20 protein-coding genes are annotated in these 19702 nt (G+C 68.2%); 12 read left to right on the top strand and 8 right to left on the bottom strand.

What is annotated here, in order from left to right; translation table 11 throughout:
* Nucleotides 1-13: 13 nt before the first annotated feature.
* Nucleotides 14-1042 carry an L-threonine 3-dehydrogenase gene (gene tdh / locus EDD41_RS13030; protein ID WP_094763185.1) on the bottom strand — a complete coding sequence of 343 codons (1029 nt, stop codon included), beginning with the start codon at nt 1040-1042 and terminating at the stop codon, nt 14-16.
* 108 nt (nt 1043-1150) lie between these two features.
* On the opposite strand from tdh, the gene EDD41_RS13025 reads away from it, so the two are divergent.
* Nucleotides 1151-2542, top strand: coding sequence for an L-serine ammonia-lyase (locus tag EDD41_RS13025; protein WP_256761969.1), 1392 nt, complete (start codon nt 1151-1153; stop codon nt 2540-2542).
* Between the two features lie 43 nt (nt 2543-2585).
* Here EDD41_RS13025 and EDD41_RS13020 read toward each other — a convergent pair whose 3' ends face one another.
* Nucleotides 2586-2870 carry a putative quinol monooxygenase gene (locus EDD41_RS13020; RefSeq protein WP_094763187.1) on the bottom strand — a complete coding sequence of 95 codons (285 nt, stop codon included), beginning with the start codon at nt 2868-2870 and terminating at the stop codon, nt 2586-2588.
* A 256-nt stretch (nt 2871-3126) separates the two neighbouring features.
* On the opposite strand from EDD41_RS13020, the gene EDD41_RS13015 reads away from it, so the two are divergent.
* On the top strand, nt 3127-4248 hold the full coding sequence (locus EDD41_RS13015) for an ABC transporter ATP-binding protein (RefSeq protein WP_094763188.1): 1122 nt from the start codon (nt 3127-3129) through the stop codon (nt 4246-4248).
* Between the two features lie 87 nt (nt 4249-4335).
* Here EDD41_RS13015 and EDD41_RS13010 read toward each other — a convergent pair whose 3' ends face one another.
* Nucleotides 4336-4866 (bottom strand): GNAT family N-acetyltransferase, encoded by a 531-nt coding sequence (locus tag EDD41_RS13010; protein WP_123576204.1) that lies wholly within the window; start codon nt 4864-4866, stop codon nt 4336-4338.
* Nucleotides 4867-4928: 62 nt separating this feature from the next.
* The gene (locus EDD41_RS13005; protein ID WP_148060567.1) at nt 4929-5318 is read right to left on the bottom strand and encodes a VldE C-terminal domain-containing protein; all 390 of its coding nucleotides are present in this window, start codon (nt 5316-5318) and stop codon (nt 4929-4931) included.
* Between EDD41_RS13005 and EDD41_RS13000 the strand changes: the two genes are divergently transcribed.
* The 7 genes from EDD41_RS13000 to EDD41_RS12970 all read left to right on the top strand — a co-directional run bounded on the left by EDD41_RS13000 (nt 5308) and on the right by EDD41_RS12970 (nt 12816).
* On the top strand, nt 5308-5697 hold the full coding sequence (locus tag EDD41_RS13000) for a hypothetical protein (protein ID WP_143813794.1): 390 nt from the start codon (nt 5308-5310) through the stop codon (nt 5695-5697). The genes EDD41_RS13005 and EDD41_RS13000 overlap by 11 nt on opposite strands.
* Before the next feature lie 126 nt (nt 5698-5823).
* Nucleotides 5824-7011: a cystathionine gamma-synthase gene (gene metB, locus EDD41_RS12995; RefSeq protein ID WP_123576201.1), complete on the top strand. Its 1188-nt coding sequence runs from the start codon at nt 5824-5826 to the stop codon at nt 7009-7011.
* 49 nt (nt 7012-7060) lie between these two features.
* Nucleotides 7061-8446, top strand: a complete 1386-nt coding sequence (locus EDD41_RS12990; RefSeq protein WP_123576200.1) for a DUF4032 domain-containing protein — start codon at nt 7061-7063, stop codon at nt 8444-8446.
* Nucleotides 8447-8449: 3 nt separating this feature from the next.
* Nucleotides 8450-8701 (top strand): hypothetical protein, encoded by a 252-nt coding sequence (locus EDD41_RS12985; RefSeq protein ID WP_123576199.1) that lies wholly within the window; start codon nt 8450-8452, stop codon nt 8699-8701.
* A gap of 42 nt (nt 8702-8743) precedes the next feature.
* Nucleotides 8744-10207, top strand: coding sequence for a cysteine--tRNA ligase (gene cysS / locus EDD41_RS12980; protein WP_123576198.1), 1464 nt, complete (start codon nt 8744-8746; stop codon nt 10205-10207).
* A 1-nt stretch (nt 10208) separates the two neighbouring features.
* Nucleotides 10209-11177 carry a 23S rRNA (guanosine(2251)-2'-O)-methyltransferase RlmB gene (rlmB, locus tag EDD41_RS12975; RefSeq protein WP_123576197.1) on the top strand — a complete coding sequence of 323 codons (969 nt, stop codon included), beginning with the start codon at nt 10209-10211 and terminating at the stop codon, nt 11175-11177.
* A gap of 151 nt (nt 11178-11328) precedes the next feature.
* Nucleotides 11329-12816 carry a glycine hydroxymethyltransferase gene (locus EDD41_RS12970; RefSeq protein WP_123576196.1) on the top strand — a complete coding sequence of 496 codons (1488 nt, stop codon included), beginning with the start codon at nt 11329-11331 and terminating at the stop codon, nt 12814-12816.
* A 52-nt stretch (nt 12817-12868) separates the two neighbouring features.
* Here the strand turns inward: EDD41_RS12970 and EDD41_RS12965 are convergent, their stop codons facing one another.
* Entirely contained in the window at nt 12869-14578 is a 1710-nt protein-coding gene (locus EDD41_RS12965) for a DUF2207 family protein (RefSeq protein WP_170165381.1), read from the bottom strand.
* Nucleotides 14579-14678: 100 nt separating this feature from the next.
* On the opposite strand from EDD41_RS12965, the gene EDD41_RS12960 reads away from it, so the two are divergent.
* Both EDD41_RS12960 and EDD41_RS16945 read left to right on the top strand, forming a co-directional pair.
* Entirely contained in the window at nt 14679-15791 is a 1113-nt protein-coding gene (locus EDD41_RS12960) for a VanZ family protein (RefSeq protein WP_170165380.1), read from the top strand.
* 35 nt (nt 15792-15826) lie between these two features.
* Nucleotides 15827-17095: a neutral zinc metallopeptidase gene (locus tag EDD41_RS16945; protein WP_170165379.1), complete on the top strand. Its 1269-nt coding sequence runs from the start codon at nt 15827-15829 to the stop codon at nt 17093-17095.
* A 1-nt stretch (nt 17096) separates the two neighbouring features.
* On the opposite strand, the gene ispF is transcribed toward EDD41_RS16945, so the two are convergent.
* From ispF to EDD41_RS12935, 3 genes are all read right to left on the bottom strand, one after another.
* A complete protein-coding gene (ispF, locus tag EDD41_RS12945; RefSeq protein WP_123576191.1) occupies nt 17097-17576 on the bottom strand; it encodes a 2-C-methyl-D-erythritol 2,4-cyclodiphosphate synthase in 480 nt (159 codons plus the stop codon).
* Nucleotides 17573-18328, bottom strand: a complete 756-nt coding sequence (gene ispD / locus EDD41_RS12940) for a 2-C-methyl-D-erythritol 4-phosphate cytidylyltransferase (RefSeq protein WP_094763201.1) — start codon at nt 18326-18328, stop codon at nt 17573-17575. The genes ispF and ispD overlap by 4 nt, the downstream gene beginning before the upstream one ends.
* A gap of 109 nt (nt 18329-18437) precedes the next feature.
* The gene (locus EDD41_RS12935; protein ID WP_094763202.1) at nt 18438-18923 is read right to left on the bottom strand and encodes a CarD family transcriptional regulator; all 486 of its coding nucleotides are present in this window, start codon (nt 18921-18923) and stop codon (nt 18438-18440) included.
* Nucleotides 18924-19163: 240 nt separating this feature from the next.
* Between EDD41_RS12935 and EDD41_RS12930 the strand changes: the two genes are divergently transcribed.
* Nucleotides 19164-19664, top strand: coding sequence for a hypothetical protein (locus EDD41_RS12930; RefSeq protein ID WP_094763203.1), 501 nt, complete (start codon nt 19164-19166; stop codon nt 19662-19664).
* The last annotated feature ends 38 nt before the right edge of the window (nt 19665-19702 follow it).

Raw genomic sequence — 19702 nt, 5'->3', positions numbered from 1 at the left:
CTTGGTGTACATGTCAGTTGCTCCAGTCCATGACGACCTTGCCGCCCTTGCCGTTGCCGGCGGTGGCGAAGGCCTCCACGTGGTCGGTGTGGTGGAAGCGGTCGGTGATCACTCCCGAGATGTCGAGCCCGGATTCCAGCAGGACGCTCATGGCATACCAGGTCTCGAAGATCTGGCGGCCCGTGACGCCCTGCAGGGTCAGCATGTTGAAGATGATCTTGGAGAAGTCGATCTCCGTGGGACGGCTGGGCGTGCCGAGCAGCGCGATCCTGCCGCCATGGGTCATGTGGTCGATCATGCTGGACAGTGCCGCGCCCGAGCCCGACATCTCCAGCCCGATGTCGAAGCCCTCCTTCATCCGTGCCCGCTCGAAGACGGCATCCAGGCTCTCCCGGCCGACATTGATCGTGTCGGTCAGGCCCAGCTGGCGCGCCAGCTCGAGCCGCTCGTCGGACAGGTCACTCACGACGACGTGGCGAGCACCCGCGTGCTGGGCCACCAGCGCAGCCATGATCCCGATCGGTCCGGCACCGCTGACCAGGACGTCCTCCCCGAGGCTGGGGAACTGCAGGGCGGTGTGCACGGCATTGCCGAAGGGGTCGAAGATCGCGGCGACATCAGGGTCGATCGGGCGGTGGTGCACCCAGACATTTCCTGCCGGCATGGCGAAGTACTCGCTGAAGCAACCCGGCACCATGTAGCCGATGCCCTGGGTGTTGCGACACAGGTGCCTCTTGCCCGCCAGGCAGGCGCGGCAGCGTCCGCAGACATAGTGGCCCTCGCCGCTGACGAACTGACCCACCGTCAGGTCCTCGACGGCGGAGCCGAGTGCGACGATCTCGCCGCAGAACTCATGGCCGATGGTCAAGGGGGTGGGGACGACGCGCTGCGCCCACGCATCCCAGTTGTCGATGTGCAGGTCCGTACCGCAGATACCGGTGCGCATGACCTTGATCAGCACCTCGTTGGGACCCGGCTCGGGCTCCGGGAGGTCCACCAACTGGAGCCCCGGCTCTGGAGCCCTCTTGACTAGTGCCTTCACGATTCTCTCCTCACGACACCGATGAGCCGAAAATACTCGTGTGGACAGACTGGATCAACGCAAGCTCACCGCTGGCCAAAACATTCCCGGGGATGCACACTTGGGCTCGTGGCGATCTCATCGTTTGACATGTTCAAGATCGGTATCGGCCCGTCCAGCTCGCACACCGTCGGGCCGATGCGCGCCGCCGCCGAATTCTCGCGGGACCTGGCCGCCAGCGACGTCATCTCGCGCGTGACGCGGGTCAAGGCGGAGCTCTTCGGATCACTGGGTGCCACGGGGCACGGACACGGCTCGCGTCCGGCCGTCCTGCTCGGCCTGGAGGGCGCCAGCCCGGAGACCGTCGACACCAAACAGGCCCCGGTGCGCACCGCCGAGATCGAGGAGTGCCGGCGCATCCACCTCGGCTCGGTGGATGGCCCCGAGATCGACTTCGACGTCGCCGAGGACCTGGTGCTGCACCGCACCCGCCGGCTGGACTTCCACACCAACGGCATGGTCTTCACGGCCTTCGGCGGCGGCGAGGTGCTCGCCCGTCGAACCTTCTACTCGATCGGCGGCGGCTTCGTGCTGGAGGACGACGGCTCGGGCCGCCCGTCGATCACCCTCGACTCGACCCCGGTGCCCTTCGACTTCCGCACCGGCGCGGAGCTGCTGGCGCACTGCCGCGACCACCGGCTCAGCATTCCCGAGGTGCAGATGGCCAACGAGCTGGCCCTGGGCAGGTCCGAGCAGGAGGTTCGCGACGGGCTGCTGCGGCTCTGGTCCGTGATGGATGCCTGCATCGCCGAGGGCTGCGCCACCTCGGGCATCCTGCCCGGTGGCCTGAAGGTGCGACGACGCGCCCACCGCCTGCACCTGGACCTGACCGCTCGCGAGCAGCAGCCCCGGGGACCGGTCGACCCGCTGGCGGCGATGGACTGGCTGCACCTGTGGGCACTGGCCGTCAACGAGGAGAATGCCTCCGGGGGACGGGTCGTCACTGCCCCCACCAACGGGGCGGCCGGGATCATCCCGTCGGTGCTCAAGTACGCCGTCACCTACATGCCGGGAGCCTGTGACCACACCGTGGTGGACTTCTTGCTCACGGCCGGTGCCATCGGCGGGATCTACCAGCAGAGTGCGTCGATCTCGGGTGCCGAGGTGGGCTGCCAGGGCGAGGTCGGGGTGGCCGGATCCATGGCCTCGGCCGGCCTGTGCCAGGTGCTGGGCGGCAGCCCTCAGCAGGTGGCCAATGCCGCCGAGATCGGGCTGGAACACCATCTGGGCCTCACCTGTGACCCCGTCGGCGGGCTGGTGCAGATCCCCTGCATCGAGCGCAATGCCGTCGCCAGCGTGCAGGCGATCACCGCAGCCCGGTTGGCGCTGCAGGGCGACGGCCAGCAGATCGTGAGCCTGGACCAGGTGATCAAGACGATGATGCAGACCGGCGCGGACATGAAGACCAAGTACAAGGAGACGGCCCGCGGCGGCCTGGCGGTCAACATCGTCGAGTGCTGAGCCTCGACGGGCTCGGGCACCGGTCCACGAGCCTGTCGAGAGGTCAGACGCGGTGGTACTTGACGGTGCGACGCGGCTCCGCCATCAGGTCCGCCACGGCCTCCCGCCAGACAAGGTAGTGCTTCTGGGTCTTGTGGAATTCCAGGTCCGCCGGATCCGTGTAGTGCTCGACCAAGCAGAAGACCGTCGGGTCCTCATCGGACTGGATCAGCTCGAAGACCTCGACCCCGGGCTCCAGCCGGCTCGCCTCGGCATTGGCCAACGACGCGGCCTTGAAGGCTCCGACGCCATCCGGCGTGGTGTGCACATTGCAGTGGACGATCAACATCTCTTCTCCTCCCGGCGAGTGGCCCGATGCCACCCGCTCCAAGCATGCCATCCGGCCATCCGGGGCCGAATAGTTCACGATTTCGTAACAATGCGAAGCATCGTCCCTAGCCACAGCGGATGACGATGGCAAACACCGGGGGGCGCCCTTCACTGTGCACCACCGATGTGCGAGTCTTTCCGGGTGGACAGAGTTGGTCCACGATTCCACTACGGATCGTCGGGCACGTACCTGCCCGTGGAAAGGAAGTGTGGCAATGGCCACCGTCAGTTTCAATGACGCCTCACGCGTCTACCCGGGGGCGGACCGCCCCGCCGTCAACAAGCTGAACCTCGAGATCGGCGACGGCGAGTTCATGGTGCTGGTCGGCCCGTCGGGCTGTGGCAAGTCCACCAGCCTGCGCATGCTGGCCGGCCTCGAAGAGGTCAATGCGGGCAGCATCCACATCGGTGACCGCGACGTCACCGACCTGCCGCCCAAGGACCGTGACATCGCCATGGTCTTCCAGAACTACGCCCTGTACCCGCACATGACCGTCGCGGACAACATGGGCTTCGCGCTCAAGATGCAGAACGTCCCCAAGGAGGAGCGCCAGCAGCGCGTCCTCGAGGCAGCCAAGCTGCTGGGCCTGGAGGACTTCCTGTCCCGCAAGCCGAAGGCACTGTCCGGCGGTCAGCGCCAGCGCGTCGCCATGGGCCGCGCGATCGTCCGCAACCCGCAGGTCTTCCTGATGGACGAGCCGCTGTCCAACCTGGACGCCAAGCTGCGCGTGCAGACCCGTACCCAGATCGCCGCCCTGCAGTCCCGCCTGGGCGTCACCACCGTCTACGTGACCCACGACCAGGTCGAGGCCATGACGATGGGTGACCGCGTCGCGGTGATGAAGGATGGCGTGCTGCAGCAGTGCGACACCCCGCTGGCCCTGTACGACACCCCCGCCAACCTGTTCGTCGCAGGCTTCATCGGCTCTCCGGCCATGAATCTGAACGTCGGCAAGGTCGTCGACGGTGGCGTGCAGGTCGGTGACTACGTCGTGCCGGTCCCCCGCGAGACCCTCGCCAAGGCCGCCAAGGAGACCAACCTCACCATCGGCATCCGCCCCGAGGTCTTCAGCGTGGCTCCCGACAACAACGGCATCCCGGTCGACGTGGCCGTGGTGGAGGAACTGGGCGCCGACGGCTACATCTACGGCACCCTGGCCGGCCTGCCCGATGACGAGAAGCTCACCGCGCCTCAGATCGTTGCCCGCGTCAGCGGCCGCGTCCAGCCCAAGCGTGGCGAGACCGTGCGTCTGGCCGTGTCCCCGGACAATGTGCACGTCTTCAGCAATGAGTCGCAGCTGCGCATCTCCGGCGGCACCAACACTTGGCGCGCCTGACCTTTCCCTCACCCAGCGAATGACCCCCGCCCATCACGGGCGGGGGTCATTCGTCTTTGCTGCCCTCCTGTCTCCGCCCGGCCGCCGTCAGGGCTCCAGGGCCAGGGGCTCGTGAGCCGGCCGCGGATCAGTCTGCAGCCGCCCGTAGGTGTGGGTGTCCACACGCAGGCGGCCGTACTGCAGTTTCTGGCGCTCCGTGCCCTCGTGCACGAAGCCGGCGGCCAAGGCTATGCGTCCGCAGACGGGATTGTCGACGCGATGCCCCAGCTCGAGGCGAAAGACCGGCTCCGTCACCGTGAACAGGACGTGGTCGGCGACGGTGCAAGCGGCCCGCTTCGCCCATCCCTTGCCGCGAACGGCCGGGGCAAGCCAGTAGCCCATCCGGCCGGTGGAGTGGGTCCGGTCCACATTCCCCACGCTGACATTGCCCATGGCCACCCCGTTGATGGCCAGGGCGAAGTACCACAGGCCAGCCCGCTCCTCGATCCAGGCTCGCGCCTCGGCGGTGTCCTGGAAACTGGGCAGCTGCGTGGCGAGGTCCGCCGTGCCGCGCAGGTGCCGCAAGAGGGTGGGCGCATCGGTCACGCGCCACGGGCGCAGGACGGGTTCATGGGGCATGCCCGCAGTCTGCGGGGTCCGATGGGCCCGGCGCAAGGAGCTTCGCGCCGAGCCCGGCCGGATCAGTTCACACTGACGTGCACGTGGTCGAAGTGGTTCGCGGTGGCGGAGCCGCGGTCGGCCATCGGGCGCCAGTCCTCGTCGGCCCGCTGCACGCTCCAGATGTGCTGGCGCCAGATGACGTACTTGATGCCCAGCTCACTGGCGTGCTCCTTCATGTACGCGGCGATCTGGCCCCCGGTCGCCTTGTTGGCCGTCATCAGGTCCACCGCGTGTCCGGTGCCGTGGTCCTGCGCGCTGGCGCCGGAGCGCAGGCCGCCAATGCTGGTGATCTGCGGGAAATTGGCGTTGACGGCCTTGGCCACCTTCACCGCATTGCCGGACAGGCCGGAGGCGCTCACGGTGGTGGATGCGGCGTAGGTGACGGCGCTGGTGCTGGCCGTGGAGACCACGGTCCTCGCCGGGGTGGTGCCGGCCGCCGGCGAGGCCGTCACCCGGGAGGACCTGAGGGCCACTGACTTCCTGGCCACTGACTTCCTGTGCTGGGTCGTCGGCTTCGTGACGGTGGCCTTCCGGACGGGGCCTGCTGGCCTGGCGGGTGCCTTGCGGGTGGCGGCAGAGTCACCGCACCGTGCGTCGCCGGCGGCAGTCGCGGCCTGGGCCGCGCAGGCGGCACCGGTGGCGAGTACGGCCGTGGTGGCCAACGAGGCCGCGATCCGACGGGGGGGGTGGAGATGGTGGACATGGTTGCTCCTGGCGCCGGATCGCTCCGGACTGGGGATCTTCCCGGCTGGACTCTCCAGCCGTGTCGTCGAAACCAGGCTTTCCTGAGGACCCAACGAATACTGAGGAATTCACATAATTTATGACTTCGCTGTGAGTCTCCGGCCCGCGTCGAGCGTCCGAGAATCTGGACAATTCACCAGCCGACGCCGCGTTGTGCCTAGTCTCGACGTCATGACCGCCCCATCCCAGCCCTCTCCCACCCCCAGCCGCCAGACGCGCGGCCTGCGTACCGGTCTCGACAGCGACCCCGCCAAGCAGTCGGTGGTCCCACCCATCCACATGTCCACCAACTACGCCTTCCGCGGGCTCGACGGACGCGGCGAGTACGACTACTCCCGCAGCGGCAACCCGACGCGGGACCTGCTGGGAGAGGCGCTGGCGACGCTGGAACATGGCACCGACACGGTGGTCACCACCTCCGGGATGGCCGCCGTCACCCTGTGCATCAACAGCTTCGTGCCCACCGCGGGCCGCGTCGTGGCACCCCACGACTGCTACGGCGGCACCTGGCGCCAACTCCACTGGCTGGCCGAAAAGGGCCAGCTGAGCGTCGACTTCGTCGACCTGACCGACCCCGAGGCCGCGCGTGCGGCACTGTCCGCCCCGGCGGACCTGGTACTTCTGGAGACCCCGTCGAACCCCCTGCTGCGGCTCACAGACATCGAGACCGTCGCCGAGCTCTCCCACGCGGCGGGGGCCGTGGTGGTGGCCGACAATACCTTCTGCTCACCCCTCCTGCAGCGGCCCCTGGAGCTGGGTGCCGACATCGTGCTGCACTCCACCACCAAGTTCATCAACGGGCACTCCGACGTGATCGGCGGTGCCGTCATCTCCCGTGACCCGGACCACGCACAACGGCTCGCGGGCTGGGCCAATTGCCTGGGCCTGACGGCCGGGGCCTTCGACTCCTACCTGGTCCTGCGCGGCCTGCGCACACTCGATGCACGGATCCGCGTGCACGAGGCGAACACACGAGCCGTGGTGGACCTGCTGGCCGGCCACCCCGCCGTCACCAGGGTGCACCACCCGTCGCTGCCCGAGCACCCCGGCCACGAGCTCGCCGTCCGCCAGCAGGTGGGCGGATTCGGCTCCCTGCTCAGCTTCGAACTGGCCGGTGGCATGCCTGCCGTCCATGCCTTCGTCGCGAATCTCCAGGTGGCCCTGCTCGCCGAGAGCCTCGGCGGCGTGGAGAGCCTGGTCTGTCATCCGGCCACGATGACCCATGCCAGCATGCCCCCCGAGGTGCAGCAGGCCGCGGGCATCACGAACTCACTGGTCCGGATGAGCGTCGGGATCGAGGGGGTCGACGACCTCGTGGCCGATCTGCGGCACGGTCTGGACGCCGCTGGACGGGCCTGAACCGCCCCCGAGCCGGGCATCGCCCCACGTCAGGTGGCACCATGGGAGTGTGCCTCGATTCCTGTCCGCAAAACCCGATGCCCGGCTGATCCCCCTGCCCTGGGGAACCCCCTTGGCCGAGTGGCCCACCGAGCAGCTCGTCGCGCTGCCCCGCGGCATCTCCCGCCACGTGGTGCGCTTCATCACCGTCGGGGACCAGGTCTATGCGGCCAAGGAGGTCATCGAGCATGCGGCGATCCACGAGTACCGCATGCTGCACGACCTGATGCGGCTCAACACGCCCGCAGTCGAGCCGCTGGGCGTGGTGACCGGCAGGATCGGACCCGACGGCCAGCCGCTCGACCCGGTGCTCATCACCAAGCACCTGCAGTTCAGCCTTCCCTACCGCAGCTTGTTCACCTCCGGCGTGCGCCAGGACACGGTGCTGCGGCTGATCGACGCGCTGGTGGTGCTGCTGGCCCGCCTGCACCTGCTCGGCTTCCTGTGGGGCGACGTCTCGCTGTCCAATGTGCTCTTCCGTCGCGATGCCGGCGCCTTCGCGGCCTACCTTGTTGATGCGGAGACCGGCGAGCTGCACGACGAGCTCACCGACGGACAGCGTGAGCACGACCTGCAGATTGCTCGCACCAACCTGTTCGGCGAATTCCTGGACCTGGAGGCCGGCGGTCTGCTGGACGAGGCGCTGGACCCGCTGAACCTCGTCGAGACCATCGAGAACCGCTACCGCGAGTTGTGGGCCGAGCTGACCGGCGTCGAGGAGTTCGGCGGCAATGAGCTGCACCGCATCGAGTCCCGGGTGCGTCGACTCAATGCCCTGGGCTTCGACGTGGCAGAGCTGGACATCACCACCTCCCCCAATGGCGAGACGGTGCGGATCCAGCCCAAGGTGGTCGACGCCGGCCACCACTCCCGTCGGCTGATGCGGCTCACCGGTCTGGACACCGAGGAGAACCAGGCCAGACGGCTGCTCAATGACCTGGACACCTTCCGGGCCCGCACCAACCAGCAGCATGTGGACGAGGCGCAGGTGGCGCACCAGTGGCTCACCCAGGTCTTCGAGCCCACCGTCGCCGTGATCCCTCCAGACCTGGCGGGCAAACGTGAATCTGCACAGTTCTTCCACGAGGTGCTGGACTACCGCTGGTACGCCAGCCAGCACCGCGGCCACGAGGTCTCCACCATCGACGCCGCCCACGGCTATGTGCAGGACGTGCTGCGCAATCTCCCCGACGAGGCCATCGCGGACAGCGCCATGGACCAGATCGCCGATGGCAACCGGATCCTGGCCAACCCCTTCGACCCCTCGCAGGGCTATGCCGACGACACCGCGGAGAAGCCCTATGACCCCTGGGAGGACGGCGTCGACGACGACCTGCCCCCAGCACCCTTCGGCGGCTTCGACATCGCGGCCCTGCGCGCGAAGGCGAAGGGCTGAGCCATGGCACTTCGTCACCCCGAGGGCCAGATGCCGATCTGGGTCGTTCCCGCGATGCTCTTCGTCACCGGCCTCGTGCCCCTGCCACTAGCCCGACGCACCGAGTGCCTCTCCCTGGAGAATGGGACACCCACCCCTGACCGGCTCTGCCAGGCCTCCATCCCCGCCGGGGCATGGTTGTTTGCGATCATCTGCTGGCTCGCGGCCCTGATCATCTGGTCGGCCCAACGCCAGGACCGTCGGGGCCGCCGCTGACGGCGTCCGGGGCGCGACGGTCACGTCCCCTAGACTGGAGCGGTGAACTTCCGTCTGTATGACAGCGCCACCCGCCAGCTGACCGACTTCGAGCCCCTCGAAGAGGGCAAGGTGTCGATCTACCACTGTGGCCTGACCGTGCAGAGCGCCCCTCACCTGGGCCACATCCGCAAGGAGGTCGTCTTCGACGTCCTGCGTCGCTGGCTGGCCTTCTCCGGCTACGACGTGACGATCGTCGCGAATGTCACCGACATCGATGACAAGATCCTCGCCAAGTCTGCCGAGGCCGGCGTCGAGTGGTGGGCCCACGCCTACCGCTTCGAGAACGAGCTGCACGCCGCCTACCGGTCCTTGGGATGCCTGCCGCCCACCTACGAGCCGCGCGCCACCGGTCACATCCCGGAGATGGTCGAGCTGATCGGTGAGCTCATCGAGAAGGGCCACGCCTACCCTGCCCCCGACGAGTCCGGTGACGTCTACTTCGACGTGAAGAGCTGGCCCGCCTATGGCAGCCTGAGCCACCAGAAGGCCGACGACATGGAGGCCGCCGCGGACTCCGATCCGCGCGGCAAGCGGGATCCCCGCGACTTCGCGCTGTGGAAGGGCTGGAAGCAGGGCGAACCGACCACCGCCTCCTGGCCCTCGCCCTGGGGACGCGGCCGTCCGGGCTGGCACATCGAGTGCTCCGCGATGGCCGGCAAGTACCTCGGCGACGCCTTCGACATCCACGGTGGTGGCCTTGACCTGCGCTTCCCGCACCACGAGAACGAGCTGGCTCAGTCGACCGCGGCCGGACGCCCCTTCGCGAAGTACTGGATGCACAACGCCTGGGTCACCATGGCGGGCGAGAAGATGAGCAAGTCGCTGGGCAACACGGCGCTGGTGACCGAGGTGACCAAGACCTACAACCCGCGCGCCGTGCGCTTCTTCCTGCTGGCGCCGCACTACCGCAGCATGATCGAGTTCTCCCCCGCCGACGAGGAGTCGCGCGGCTCCCTGGTGGAGGCGGAGAAGGCGATCGAGCGGATCGACTCCTTCCTGGAGCGGGCCGTCGCCTTCAACCAGGCACACGCCGAGGAATTGGGTGCCACCCACGAGTGGTTTGCCGAGCGGGCTCTGCCGCAGGCCTTTGCCGACGCGATGAATGAGGACCTGGGCACCCCCAAGGCCGTCGCCGTGCTCTTCGAGGAGATCAGCCAGGGCAACAAGGCGCTGGCCGCCAAGGATCTGACCGCGGTGGGCCGGCACCTGATGGCGGTCCGCGACATGCTGGACGTCTTCGGGCTGGACCCCGAGGCGGACGAGTGGGCGCACCTGTCCTCTGACAAGGGCTCCGACCTGGAGCCCGTCGTCGACGCGCTGGTGCAGAAGCTGCTGGCCCAGCGGGCCGAGGCCCGCGCCCACAAGGACTGGGCCGCTGCCGACGCGATCCGCGACACCCTGGCCACCACCGGCCTGAAGATCACCGACACCCCCGAGGGTGCTCGCTGGGAACTGGAGAACTGACATGGCCGGAAACTCTTCTCGTCGAGGCGCCACCACCAAGGGCAAGGGCAAGACCGCCGGATCGGGCGGACGGGTCCGCAAGGGCCTTGAGGGCCGCGGCCCGACACCCAAGGCCGAGGAACGCACCTACCACAAGGCCTACAAGGCCAAGCAGGTGAAGCCCGGCACCACCAAGGAGCAGCTGGCCCGTCGCCAGGGCGGCAGCCGGACCGCGTCCAGGCCTGCAGGCAAGGTCGGCGCCGAGTGGGTCGTGGGCCGCAATCCCGTCTATGAGTCGCTGCAGGCGGGCATGCCGGTCAAGGGCATCTACGTCGCCGAGGGCGCCGAGCGTGACTCCCGGCTGGCCGACGTGCTGAAGCTGGCGGCGGAGAACTCCCTGCCCTTGCTGCAGATCACCCGGGGTGAGCTGGACCGGATGACCGGCGGTGCCGTCCACCAGGGCCTGGCCCTGCAGCTGCCCAGCTATGACTACGCCCACCCCGACGACCTGATGGCGGACTCGCTTGAGGGCGAGACTGCCCCCCTGGTGGTCTTCTGCGACGGCATCACGGACCCGCACAATCTGGGCGCCATCATCCGTTCCGCAGCTGCCTTCGGTGCCAACGGGGTGTTGATCCCCGAGCGTCGCAGCGCGTCGATGACCGCGGTGGCGTGGAAGAGCTCGGCCGGTGCGGCCGCCCGCATCCCCGTCGCGATGGCCACCAACCTGAACCGAGCCATCGAGAGCTACCAGAAGGCCGGCTTCACCGTCGTCGGTCTGGCCGGTGAGGGCGATGTGGAGATCGGCGGGATCCCCGGTGTCGACGGCCCGCTTGTGGTCGTGGTCGGCTCCGAGGGCGACGGCCTGGCCCGCCTGACCCGGGACAAGTGCGACCACCTGGTCAGCATCCCGATCACCTCGACGGTTGAATCGCTCAACGCGAGCGTCGCCACCTCGATCGCGCTCTACGAGATCAGCCGCTGCCGCTGACGCCATGTGACAGGGCCGGGGCGGGCCTCCGACGCACTTCCAGCGTCGGAGGCCCGCCCCGCGTCTGTTGTGGATCCCCGCCCGTGGGGCAGGGACTCCAGGGGACTTTGGGCAGGTCCGTGGACCGAGACACCCGAGGCGATAGATTGGGATGGTCCCCAGCCGCCTTCCTGCCTCAGGAGTCCTAGTGACCGACGTCGCGTCCACCAACAGCACTGCCGCCAGCGCCTACCGCACCATGCTCGACATCATCGGCGGAGTGGAGCCGCGTATCGCGGACGCCACCCGTCAGGAGCTGACCGACCAGCGCGAGAGCCTCAAGCTGATCGCCAGCGAGAACTACGCCAGCCTGCCAACGCTGATGACCATGGGTACGTGGTTCAGTGACAAGTACGCCGAGGGCACCGTCGGTCACCGCTTCTACGCCGGTTGCCAGAACGTCGACACCGTCGAGTCCGTCGCCGCCGAGCACGCCCGCGAGCTCTTCGGCGCCGAGTACGCCTATGTGCAGCCCCACTCCGGCATCGACGCCAACCTGGTGGCCTACTGGGCGATCCTCAACAAGCGGATCGAGAGCCCCGAGCTGGAGCGCCTGGGCGCCAAGACCGTCAACGACCTGTCCGAGGAGGACTGGGAGACGCTGCGCAAGACCTTCAACTCCCAGCGCGTGATGGGCATGAGCCTGGACGCCGGCGGCCACCTGACCCACGGCTTCCGCCACAACATCTCCGGCAAGATGTTCCACCAGCGCTCCTACGGCACCGACCCCGAGTCCCAACTGATCGACTACGACAAGCTGCGGGCCGATGCCAAGGAGTTCAAGCCGCTGATCCTGATTGCCGGCTACTCCGCCTACCCGCGTCGCGTGAACTTCGCCAAGATGCGCGAGATCGCCGACGAGGTGGGCGCCACCCTGTTCGTCGACATGGCTCACTTCGCGGGTCTGGTGGCCGGCAAGGTCTTCACCGGCGAGGAGAACCCCATCGCCTACGCCGACGTGGTCGCCTCCACCACCCACAAGTCGCTGCGCGGCCCCCGCGGTGGTTTCGTGCTGAGCACCGCCGAATACGCCCCGTCGATCGACAAGGGCTGCCCGATGGTGCTGGGTGGCCCGCTGAGCCACGTGATGGCCGCCAAGGCCGTCGCCTTCGCCGAGGCGCGCCAGGAGAGCTTCCAGGCCTACGCCCAGAACGTCGCCGACAACGCGCAGAGTCTGGCCGAGGGCCTGATGAGGCGCGGCGTGAAGCTGGTCACCGGTGGCACCGACAACCACCTGAACCTGCTCGACGTCACCAGCAGCTTCGGGCTGACCGGTCGCCAGGCCGAGAGCGCCCTCCTCGACTCGGGCGTCGTGACCAACCGCAACTCGATCCCGAACGACCCGAACGGTGCCTGGTACACCTCCGGCGTGCGGATCGGCACCCCGGCCCTGACCTCGCGCGGCTTCGGTGCCGACGAGTTCGACACCGTCGCCGAGCTGATCGTCGACGTGCTGAAGAACACCACGCCCGTCACCGCCAGCACCGGCAAGCCGGGCAAGGCCAAGTACGCCGTGGCCGACGGTGTCGCACAGCGCACCAAGGACGCCTCGGCCGAGCTGCTGGGCAAGTTCCCGCTGTACCCCGGCCTGGAGCTCTGAGCCAGGAAGACCAGAACGGGCCCCGTCATGACGACGGGGCCCGTTCTCGCGTTCAGCGGCCGAATAGCTGCCCCTGGACGCTGACAATGAAGGCATTGAGCGAGTCGGGCAGGTCTCTCAGGTGCCAGTCACCGGGCGCCCGGTACCAGTCGAGGTCGTCGCCGTCCGGGGTGTCATCGTCATCGGCGGCCACCAGGGCGTCGACCCAACGTTCCCGCCCGCCGAGCACCACTGCATAGGGCAGGATCCGGGACAGCTCGGCCAGTTCGCGTCCGGTCGGCAGCTGGGCGGTGGGCTGGGTGCGCAACTGCGAGGCGAGCGCGGACAGACCGGCCAGTAGTGCCGAGCCGTGGGTGGTGCGGCGCGGCATCTCCTGGGCGATGAGCAGTGCCCCCAGGGCGAGGGCGGTCAGCGCGAAGCCCACCAGGCCGAAGGTGGTGAAGGTCACCAGGCCGATCGTGGCGATGATCGCCAGGACCAGCGTCGCCCAGCCGAGCATCGTCCAGCGGCTGCGGGTCTGTTCTGGGCTCCGGTCGAACCAGCCGCGCCGCACCACGTCGGCGTAGAGCTCGTGCTGGACGCGTTCGACGACGGGGGTGACGGCCTCCGAGATGGTGGACACCACGGCCGCGGGACCCTCGGCCGGCGCGACGGCATCGAGCAGGTGGAGCTCGAAGGGCCTCAGGTCGCCCTCTCCCCCGGCGGTGCGCTCAAAGGTCCAGTCCAGTGCCTTGTGGGCGCCATCACGGGGTAGCTCGACGATCCGCAGCCAGCCGCGCACGGCGAGGTCCAGCAGGGTGGCGGTGACGTCGATCGGGTCGACGCGCTCGTCGGCGACGGTGCCGACATGGCCGGGCCGCACGTCATGCAGGACCGTGAAGCTGCTCTCCCCCGGTCCTACGGGGGTGAACTCGGCCACAGGGGTGATCTGGTGTTCCTCGAGGTCACGGCCGGCGCGCCGGTGCAGCCAGAAGAGCAGGGCACCACCCAGCAACAGCGGCAGCAGGGAGGCGAGCAGGGTGTTGCGGTTCACGCTGAAGGCGCGGTCCAGGGACCACTTGTGCTCGATCCGCGCGTTGGGTGCGACGACGCTCCCGGGCACGGCGAAGTCCAGGGTGATCACCTCGCCCGCGGCGCGGGGCCCGTCGGTGAAGCTCGGTTGCGGCGATCCGTGGGTGCCACCACCGAAGGTGGTGCAGGGGCTGAGCCGCTGGACGGGTCCGGACTCGCAGTTGACGAAGCTGATGGCGCCGGGAGTGTCGATGCCGCCGCTGACCTGGGACAGCGGGACGTCCAAGCCCTGCAGAACATTCCACGTGACCTCGGTGCGGGCGGGCTCGCCCGCGACCGGTGCGGCCTCACGCGCGGCCCCGGTCACGACATAGCTGATCGTCACCGGCCCCTTGGCGCCGGAGGTGTTCACCGCCACCGTCTTGGCCTCGTCCTGGGTGGTGATGGTGAGGCCGAGGTCCTTGCCGCCGGCCTTGGCCGTCACGGAGTCGACGTCGAAGCTGTAGTGCGCCCTGTCCAGCGTGTCCTCGGTGAGCGCGAAGCGTTGTTCGAACTGGCGTGGGAGGTCACCGGCGAAGGTGATCGTCTCGGTGACCTCGAGGCGACCATCGGGAAGGACCCGTCCGTCGACCTGCATCGTGTTGCCGCCGGTCTCCGCATGCGCAGGAGCCGCGAGGCCGCCCAGGCCGAGGGTGGCGCCCAGCAGTCCCGCTGCGAGCAGTCGCGAGGGGCGGGTGAACAGACGTGACACGCGCTGACCTTTCTGCCATGGCCCCTTGCGGACCGGTGACCGACACCAGCTTTGCACAGCCTGCAGCGAACACCGGCGTCTCGGCTGGAAGCCTTGACCCGTGTCCGGGCAGGGTGGTGCAGTGCTCACCAATGCCCTTAACTCGCTCGCCGCGGGCGCCCTGTTGTCCGTCGTGCTCCTCATCCCCGTGGTGGTGTGGCAGTACCGACGCTATGGCGAGATCGCCGAGGTGCGTCTGGGGCTGATCGGGGCACTGCTGGTCTACTGCTCGGCGCTGGTGGCCTACACGATGTTCCCGCTGCCGGATCCGTCCACCTTGACCGACGCCTGGTGTGCCCGGCGCGTCAGCTTCAACCCCGACCCGATGGACGGTGTACGACGGGTGGCGCGCGCGACGCAGGGGCTGCCACACCGACAGACGCTGCTGGACCACACCGTGCTGGAACTCGTCTTCAACGTCGTGCTCTTCGTCCCACTGGGCTGGTTCGGCCGCCGGATCCTCGAGTGGAAGGTCTTGACGACGCTGGCCGTGGGCGTGGGCGTCTGCCTGCTGATCGAGCTGACCCAGTACACCGGCATCTACGGGATCTTCCCCTGCGCCTACCGACTGGCCGACGTGGTGGACCTGGTCACGAACACGACCGGCACTGTGGTGGGCATTGCCCTCGCCATGCTCTTTCCCCGGCTCTTCCCCACCTCGGACCAGTTGGAGGCCGATGCGGACCGTGCGCGCGAGGTGGACCGTGGTCGACGTTGGCTGGGGCAGGTCCTGGATGCCGCCTACTTCGTCATCGCGCTGGCGGCGGCGGGCTTTGGTCTGGCGCTGGTGATGTCCGCCGCCGGACTGGCCACGCGACAGGACCCGTCGCGGCTGTGGACCGTCGTGATGGTGGCCGCCGACCTGCTGGCGCTGGTCTTCGCGGTGCTCTCCTTCACCGGTGACGGTTCGTCGTTGGGCCAGCGCACCACCTTCCTGCGGCCGGTCGTTCGGGGCAGCAAGCGGGCACCGTCGGGCCGGCGACGGCTGCTGCGCCCCTTCGTGACGATGGTTCCGGTGGCGGTCCTGGTCTTCGGTCAGCCGACGGGGACCGGACGGCTCGTGGGCCTGGCCTGGGCAGCCCTGGCTGTGCTGTCCATCCTCCTGTCACGCCGCGGACTGAGCGGGCTTGCGCTCGGCCTTGACTACTCCGACAAGCGGGAACGCCCGGCATGACCGGTTCTGACAGGGGGGCCGGATATCCTCGCACTGTGACGCAGCAGCAGTGGCCCGGCCGGCAGGACAACCCGTGGGGACCGCCCCAGGGAAGCCCGTGGGGCACTGGTGGCGCGCGCCAGCGGCCGTCCGGCGGGCAGCAGGCACAGTTGGGGCATCCCGGGCAGGTCTTCGGGCAGCAGGGGTACCAACAGCGTCCCCCCTACCAGTACCCGGTGGGCAGGCCGCCATACCCGGGCCAGACCTACGGGCGTCCTCCGCGTCGTCGTCGCAACCCGCTGGTGACACTGCTCAAGGCACTGCTGGTGCTGGCCGTGATGGGCTTCCTTGGCCTGCTTCTGTTGGGCTGGGTGTTGACCAAGGTGGTCGAGACCATGCCGGTGCCCGCCCCCACCGAGGTTGCGACGATGGCACAGCCGCCCGCCTCAGAGGCCAGCCAACTGCCGTCGAACCAACCGTCGGTGCAACCGACATCAGCGGCCTCCGCGCCCCCGGGCGGTTACCAGAATGACGACTATGCCGTGCCCCCTGCCGACACTCGCCCGCCCGGCCTCCCGGAGCCCGAGACCTACGAGGAGGCCACCAGCCTGCTGAAGGCGAACCCGCTGTATGCCACCGCGGTGCCGCGCCCGGTGCGCTGCGACATGCGGGAGATCGACGTGGACAATGCCTCCAAGCCAGAGCTGACCACGCACCTGAACGACATGATGGGCTGCCTGATGCGCGTCTGGGAGCAGCCCCTGACCGATGCCGGCTTCAAACCGGTCCGCCCCAGCGTGACCGTCTATTCGGGCAGCGTGACCACCAAGTGTGGGAAGTTGCCGGCCGCCAATGCCGTCTACTGCGGGGCGGACCAGCAGGTCTACTACGCGGAGGACCTCCCGACGGTCGTGCCCCGCTCACTGCGCGGTTCCCGCTTCATCACCGAGGCCGTCGTGGCCCACGAGTTCGGGCACGCCGTGCAGGCACGCAGTGCCATCCTCATCTCCGAACTCGCGTGGGAGGAGAAGTCCAGCAAGTCCACGGGTCTGCAGCTGAGCCGTCGCCTGGAGGTGCAGGCGGACTGCTTCGCCGGGCAGTTCCTGGGCTCCATCCAGCAGTCGACACAGATGAGCGACGAGGAACTGGCCAATGTGGGCAAGCTCTTCTACTCGATCGGCGACGACGTGTTGACCGGCCGCAAGAACTACGAGGGCAACCACGGTTCCGGCGCCAGCCGGATGGCGTGGACCGGCACTGGTCTGGAGAGCACCTCTGTGGGTGCGTGCAACAGCTTCAGTGCCCCGGCACAGAAGGTTCGCTGAGTCAGGAGGCCACGACCAGGGCCGTGGCGATGGCCGCGACGCCCTCACCTCGGCCGGTGAGCCCCAGGGCGTCGGTGGTGGTGGCCGACACGCTCACCGGCGCGCCCAGAGCCCCGGACATCACGCCTTCCGCCTCGGCCCGGCGCGCCGCCATCCGGGGGCGGTTCCCGATCACCTGCACCGCCACATTGCCGATCTCGTAGCCCGCGGCCCGGACCCGGCGGGCGGTCTCCTGGAGGAAGGCGGTGCCACTGGCCCCCGCCCACTCCGGTTCCGCGGTGCCGTAGTTGCTGCCCAGGTCTCCCAGCCCGGCGGCGCTGAGCAGCGCGTCACAGGCGGCATGGCAGGCGACGTCCCCGTCGGAGTGCCCCGACAGGCCGATGCTCTCGTCGGGGAAGTACAGGCCGGCGCAGTGCATCTGTTCGCCCTCGACGAGCTGGTGCACGTCCGTGCCGATGCCGATGCGGAAGGGGATGCTCATCGTCGGCCCAGCCTGAAGACACGGCGGCCGGAGTGGTGTCCGATCGTGCGGCGTACCTTCCACAAGGCCTTGGCAACCGTCAGGTCGGTTGGCTCGGTGATCTTCATGGCCAGGCGAGAGCCCTCCACCAGCACCACCTCGTGGCCCAGTGCCTCAACACAGCTCACATCATCGGTGAAGGGGACGTCGCGGTCCGCCATCTCACGGTGGGCCCGAACGATCACGTCCAGGGGGAAGCCCTGTGGCGTCTGGATGGAGCGCAGCTGGCTCCGGTCGAGGACCTCGGAGCCGTGCCCATCCTCCCGGACGCGACGAATGGTGTCGGTGACCGGAACGTAGGGTGCCACGGCCGCCGCACCCTCGTCGACGGCCTTGACCACACTGTGCACGACGTGGGCGGGGACCATCGGGCGTACCGCGTCGTGGATCAGCACCACACGCGCGCCGCGCAGTTCCGGGTGGTCGTGGACGAACTCGATCCCCTTCCTCACGGATTCCTGCCGGCTGGACCCGCCGAAGGTGGTGAAGACGGGGATCGGTGATCCGGAGTCACTCCAGTGCTCGCTCGCCTTCTCGTTGATCACCACGACCACGTGGGTGCATCCGCCCGCGGCCATGGCCTCCACCGCCACCGTCACCACGGCACGGCCGGTGAGCCGGAGGAACTGCTTCGGCGTCTGTCCCCCGAATCGGGTACCAAGACCTGCAGCAACGATGATGGCGACGACGGGCTCCGACATGCTCGCCAGTATGCCAGTCCGTCGTCGACGATGGACCCGTCAGTACCCAGCCCGCAACGCGAAGAACCGCCCCCATCGCAATGATGGGGGCGGTTCCTGGAGAACTCGGGATGGCCTCAGATCAAGAGGCCAGCACCTCGTCGAGCATGACCTCGGCGCGGTCCTCTTCAACCTTCTCGGCCAGGGCGAGCTCGGAGACCAGGATCTGACGGGCCTTGGCGAGCATTCGCTTCTCGCCGGCGGACAGACCGCGTTCCTTCTCGCGACGCCACAGGTCTCGCACCACCTCGGCAACCTTGAGGACATTGCCGCTGTGCAGCTTCTCCAGGTTGGCCTTGTAGCGACGGGACCAGTTCGTCGGCTCCTCGGTGTGCGGCGCACGCAGCACTGCGAAGACCTTCTCCAGTCCGGCCTGGTCCACGACATCGCGCACGCCCACCAGGTCAAGGTTGCACGCCGGCACCCTCACGACCAGATCGGTCTGCCCAATGATCCTCAGAACCAGGTACAGGCGGTCCTCGCCCTTGATCTTGCGGGTTTCAATGTCCTCGATGACTGCAGCCCCATGATTGGGGTACACCACCGTCTCACCGACCGTAAACGTCATATTGTTCGCAACCCCTTTCCCGGGGTCCATTCTAGCACGGACAAAGGTTGACCTGACTTGCATCTTGCCTTGTCAAGCGGTATTGGGATCTGGCGAAAGGGTTGACAAATTCGACCTCGTGTGCGGGTGATGAGCATTCTTCGCGCCCGCGCAGCGGCACAACCCGAGCGCGTGGTAGGCGCGGGATGAGGAAAATGGCTAGTCTGATCGCATCCGGACACCGAAAAGGAAAACCTGACGATGACCCTGCCTGCTCCCACCTCCCGGCTCCGCCCCGTTGCCCTCGTCGCCGTCGCGGTGATTGGTCTCGGCATGACCGGCTGTGCCAACTACGACACGCTCGACCCGTACCAGCCCGCCGCCGGCGTCCAGACCGATGCCGCCGGTGTCAAGGTGCGCAACCTGATGGTGGTCAGCGACGGAGGTTCCATGCACCTCGCCGGAACCGTGATCGCCAATGCCGACGACACGCTGACCAAGATCTCCGGCACCGCGCTGACGGAATCCGGTGATCCCGCCGGCGGGCTCACCATCAGCCCGGCCACCAGTATCAAGCTCCCGGCCGACAAGGGCGTCAAGCTGGCGGACTCCAAGATGACCGTCAAGGGTGACGTCAAGCCGGGCGGCATGACCCAGATCTCCCTGCAGTTCGGCAAGGCCAGCCCGCTGACCATGACCGTTCCGGTCGTCGACGCCAAGGCCCACCAGATCAACACTCCGAGCGCCACTCCGTCGGCCTGAGCAAGGGCTCGGCCACCACGCGGCCACTCCGGAAGCCG

Origin of the sequence: Luteococcus japonicus (assembly GCF_003752415.1) — a bacterium.
GTDB classification, from domain to species: Bacteria; Actinomycetota; Actinomycetes; order Propionibacteriales; family Propionibacteriaceae; genus Luteococcus; species Luteococcus japonicus.
This window is presented reverse-complemented; position numbering and strand designations above follow the sequence as displayed.

Excerpts from the sequence above, each read along its gene's own strand:
- rlmB (WP_123576197.1), top strand. The coding sequence starts at position 10,209 with ATGGCCGGAAACTCTTCTCGTCGAGGCGCCACCACCAAGGGCAAGGGC.
- metB (WP_123576201.1), top strand. The coding sequence starts at position 5,824 with ATGACCGCCCCATCCCAGCCCTCTCCCACCCCCAGCCGCCAGACGCGC.
- EDD41_RS13015 (WP_094763188.1), top strand. The coding sequence starts at position 3,127 with ATGGCCACCGTCAGTTTCAATGACGCCTCACGCGTCTACCCGGGGGCG.
- EDD41_RS13020 (WP_094763187.1), bottom strand. The coding sequence starts at position 2,870 with ATGTTGATCGTCCACTGCAATGTGCACACCACGCCGGATGGCGTCGGA.
- EDD41_RS13010 (WP_123576204.1), bottom strand. The coding sequence starts at position 4,866 with ATGCCCCATGAACCCGTCCTGCGCCCGTGGCGCGTGACCGATGCGCCC.
- EDD41_RS12985 (WP_123576199.1), top strand. The coding sequence starts at position 8,450 with ATGGCACTTCGTCACCCCGAGGGCCAGATGCCGATCTGGGTCGTTCCC.
- EDD41_RS12970 (WP_123576196.1), top strand. The coding sequence starts at position 11,329 with ATGGTCCCCAGCCGCCTTCCTGCCTCAGGAGTCCTAGTGACCGACGTC.
- EDD41_RS12935 (WP_094763202.1), bottom strand. The coding sequence starts at position 18,923 with ATGACGTTTACGGTCGGTGAGACGGTGGTGTACCCCAATCATGGGGCT.
- ispF (WP_123576191.1), bottom strand. The coding sequence starts at position 17,576 with ATGAGCATCCCCTTCCGCATCGGCATCGGCACGGACGTGCACCAGCTC.
- EDD41_RS12930 (WP_094763203.1), top strand. The coding sequence starts at position 19,164 with ATGACCCTGCCTGCTCCCACCTCCCGGCTCCGCCCCGTTGCCCTCGTC.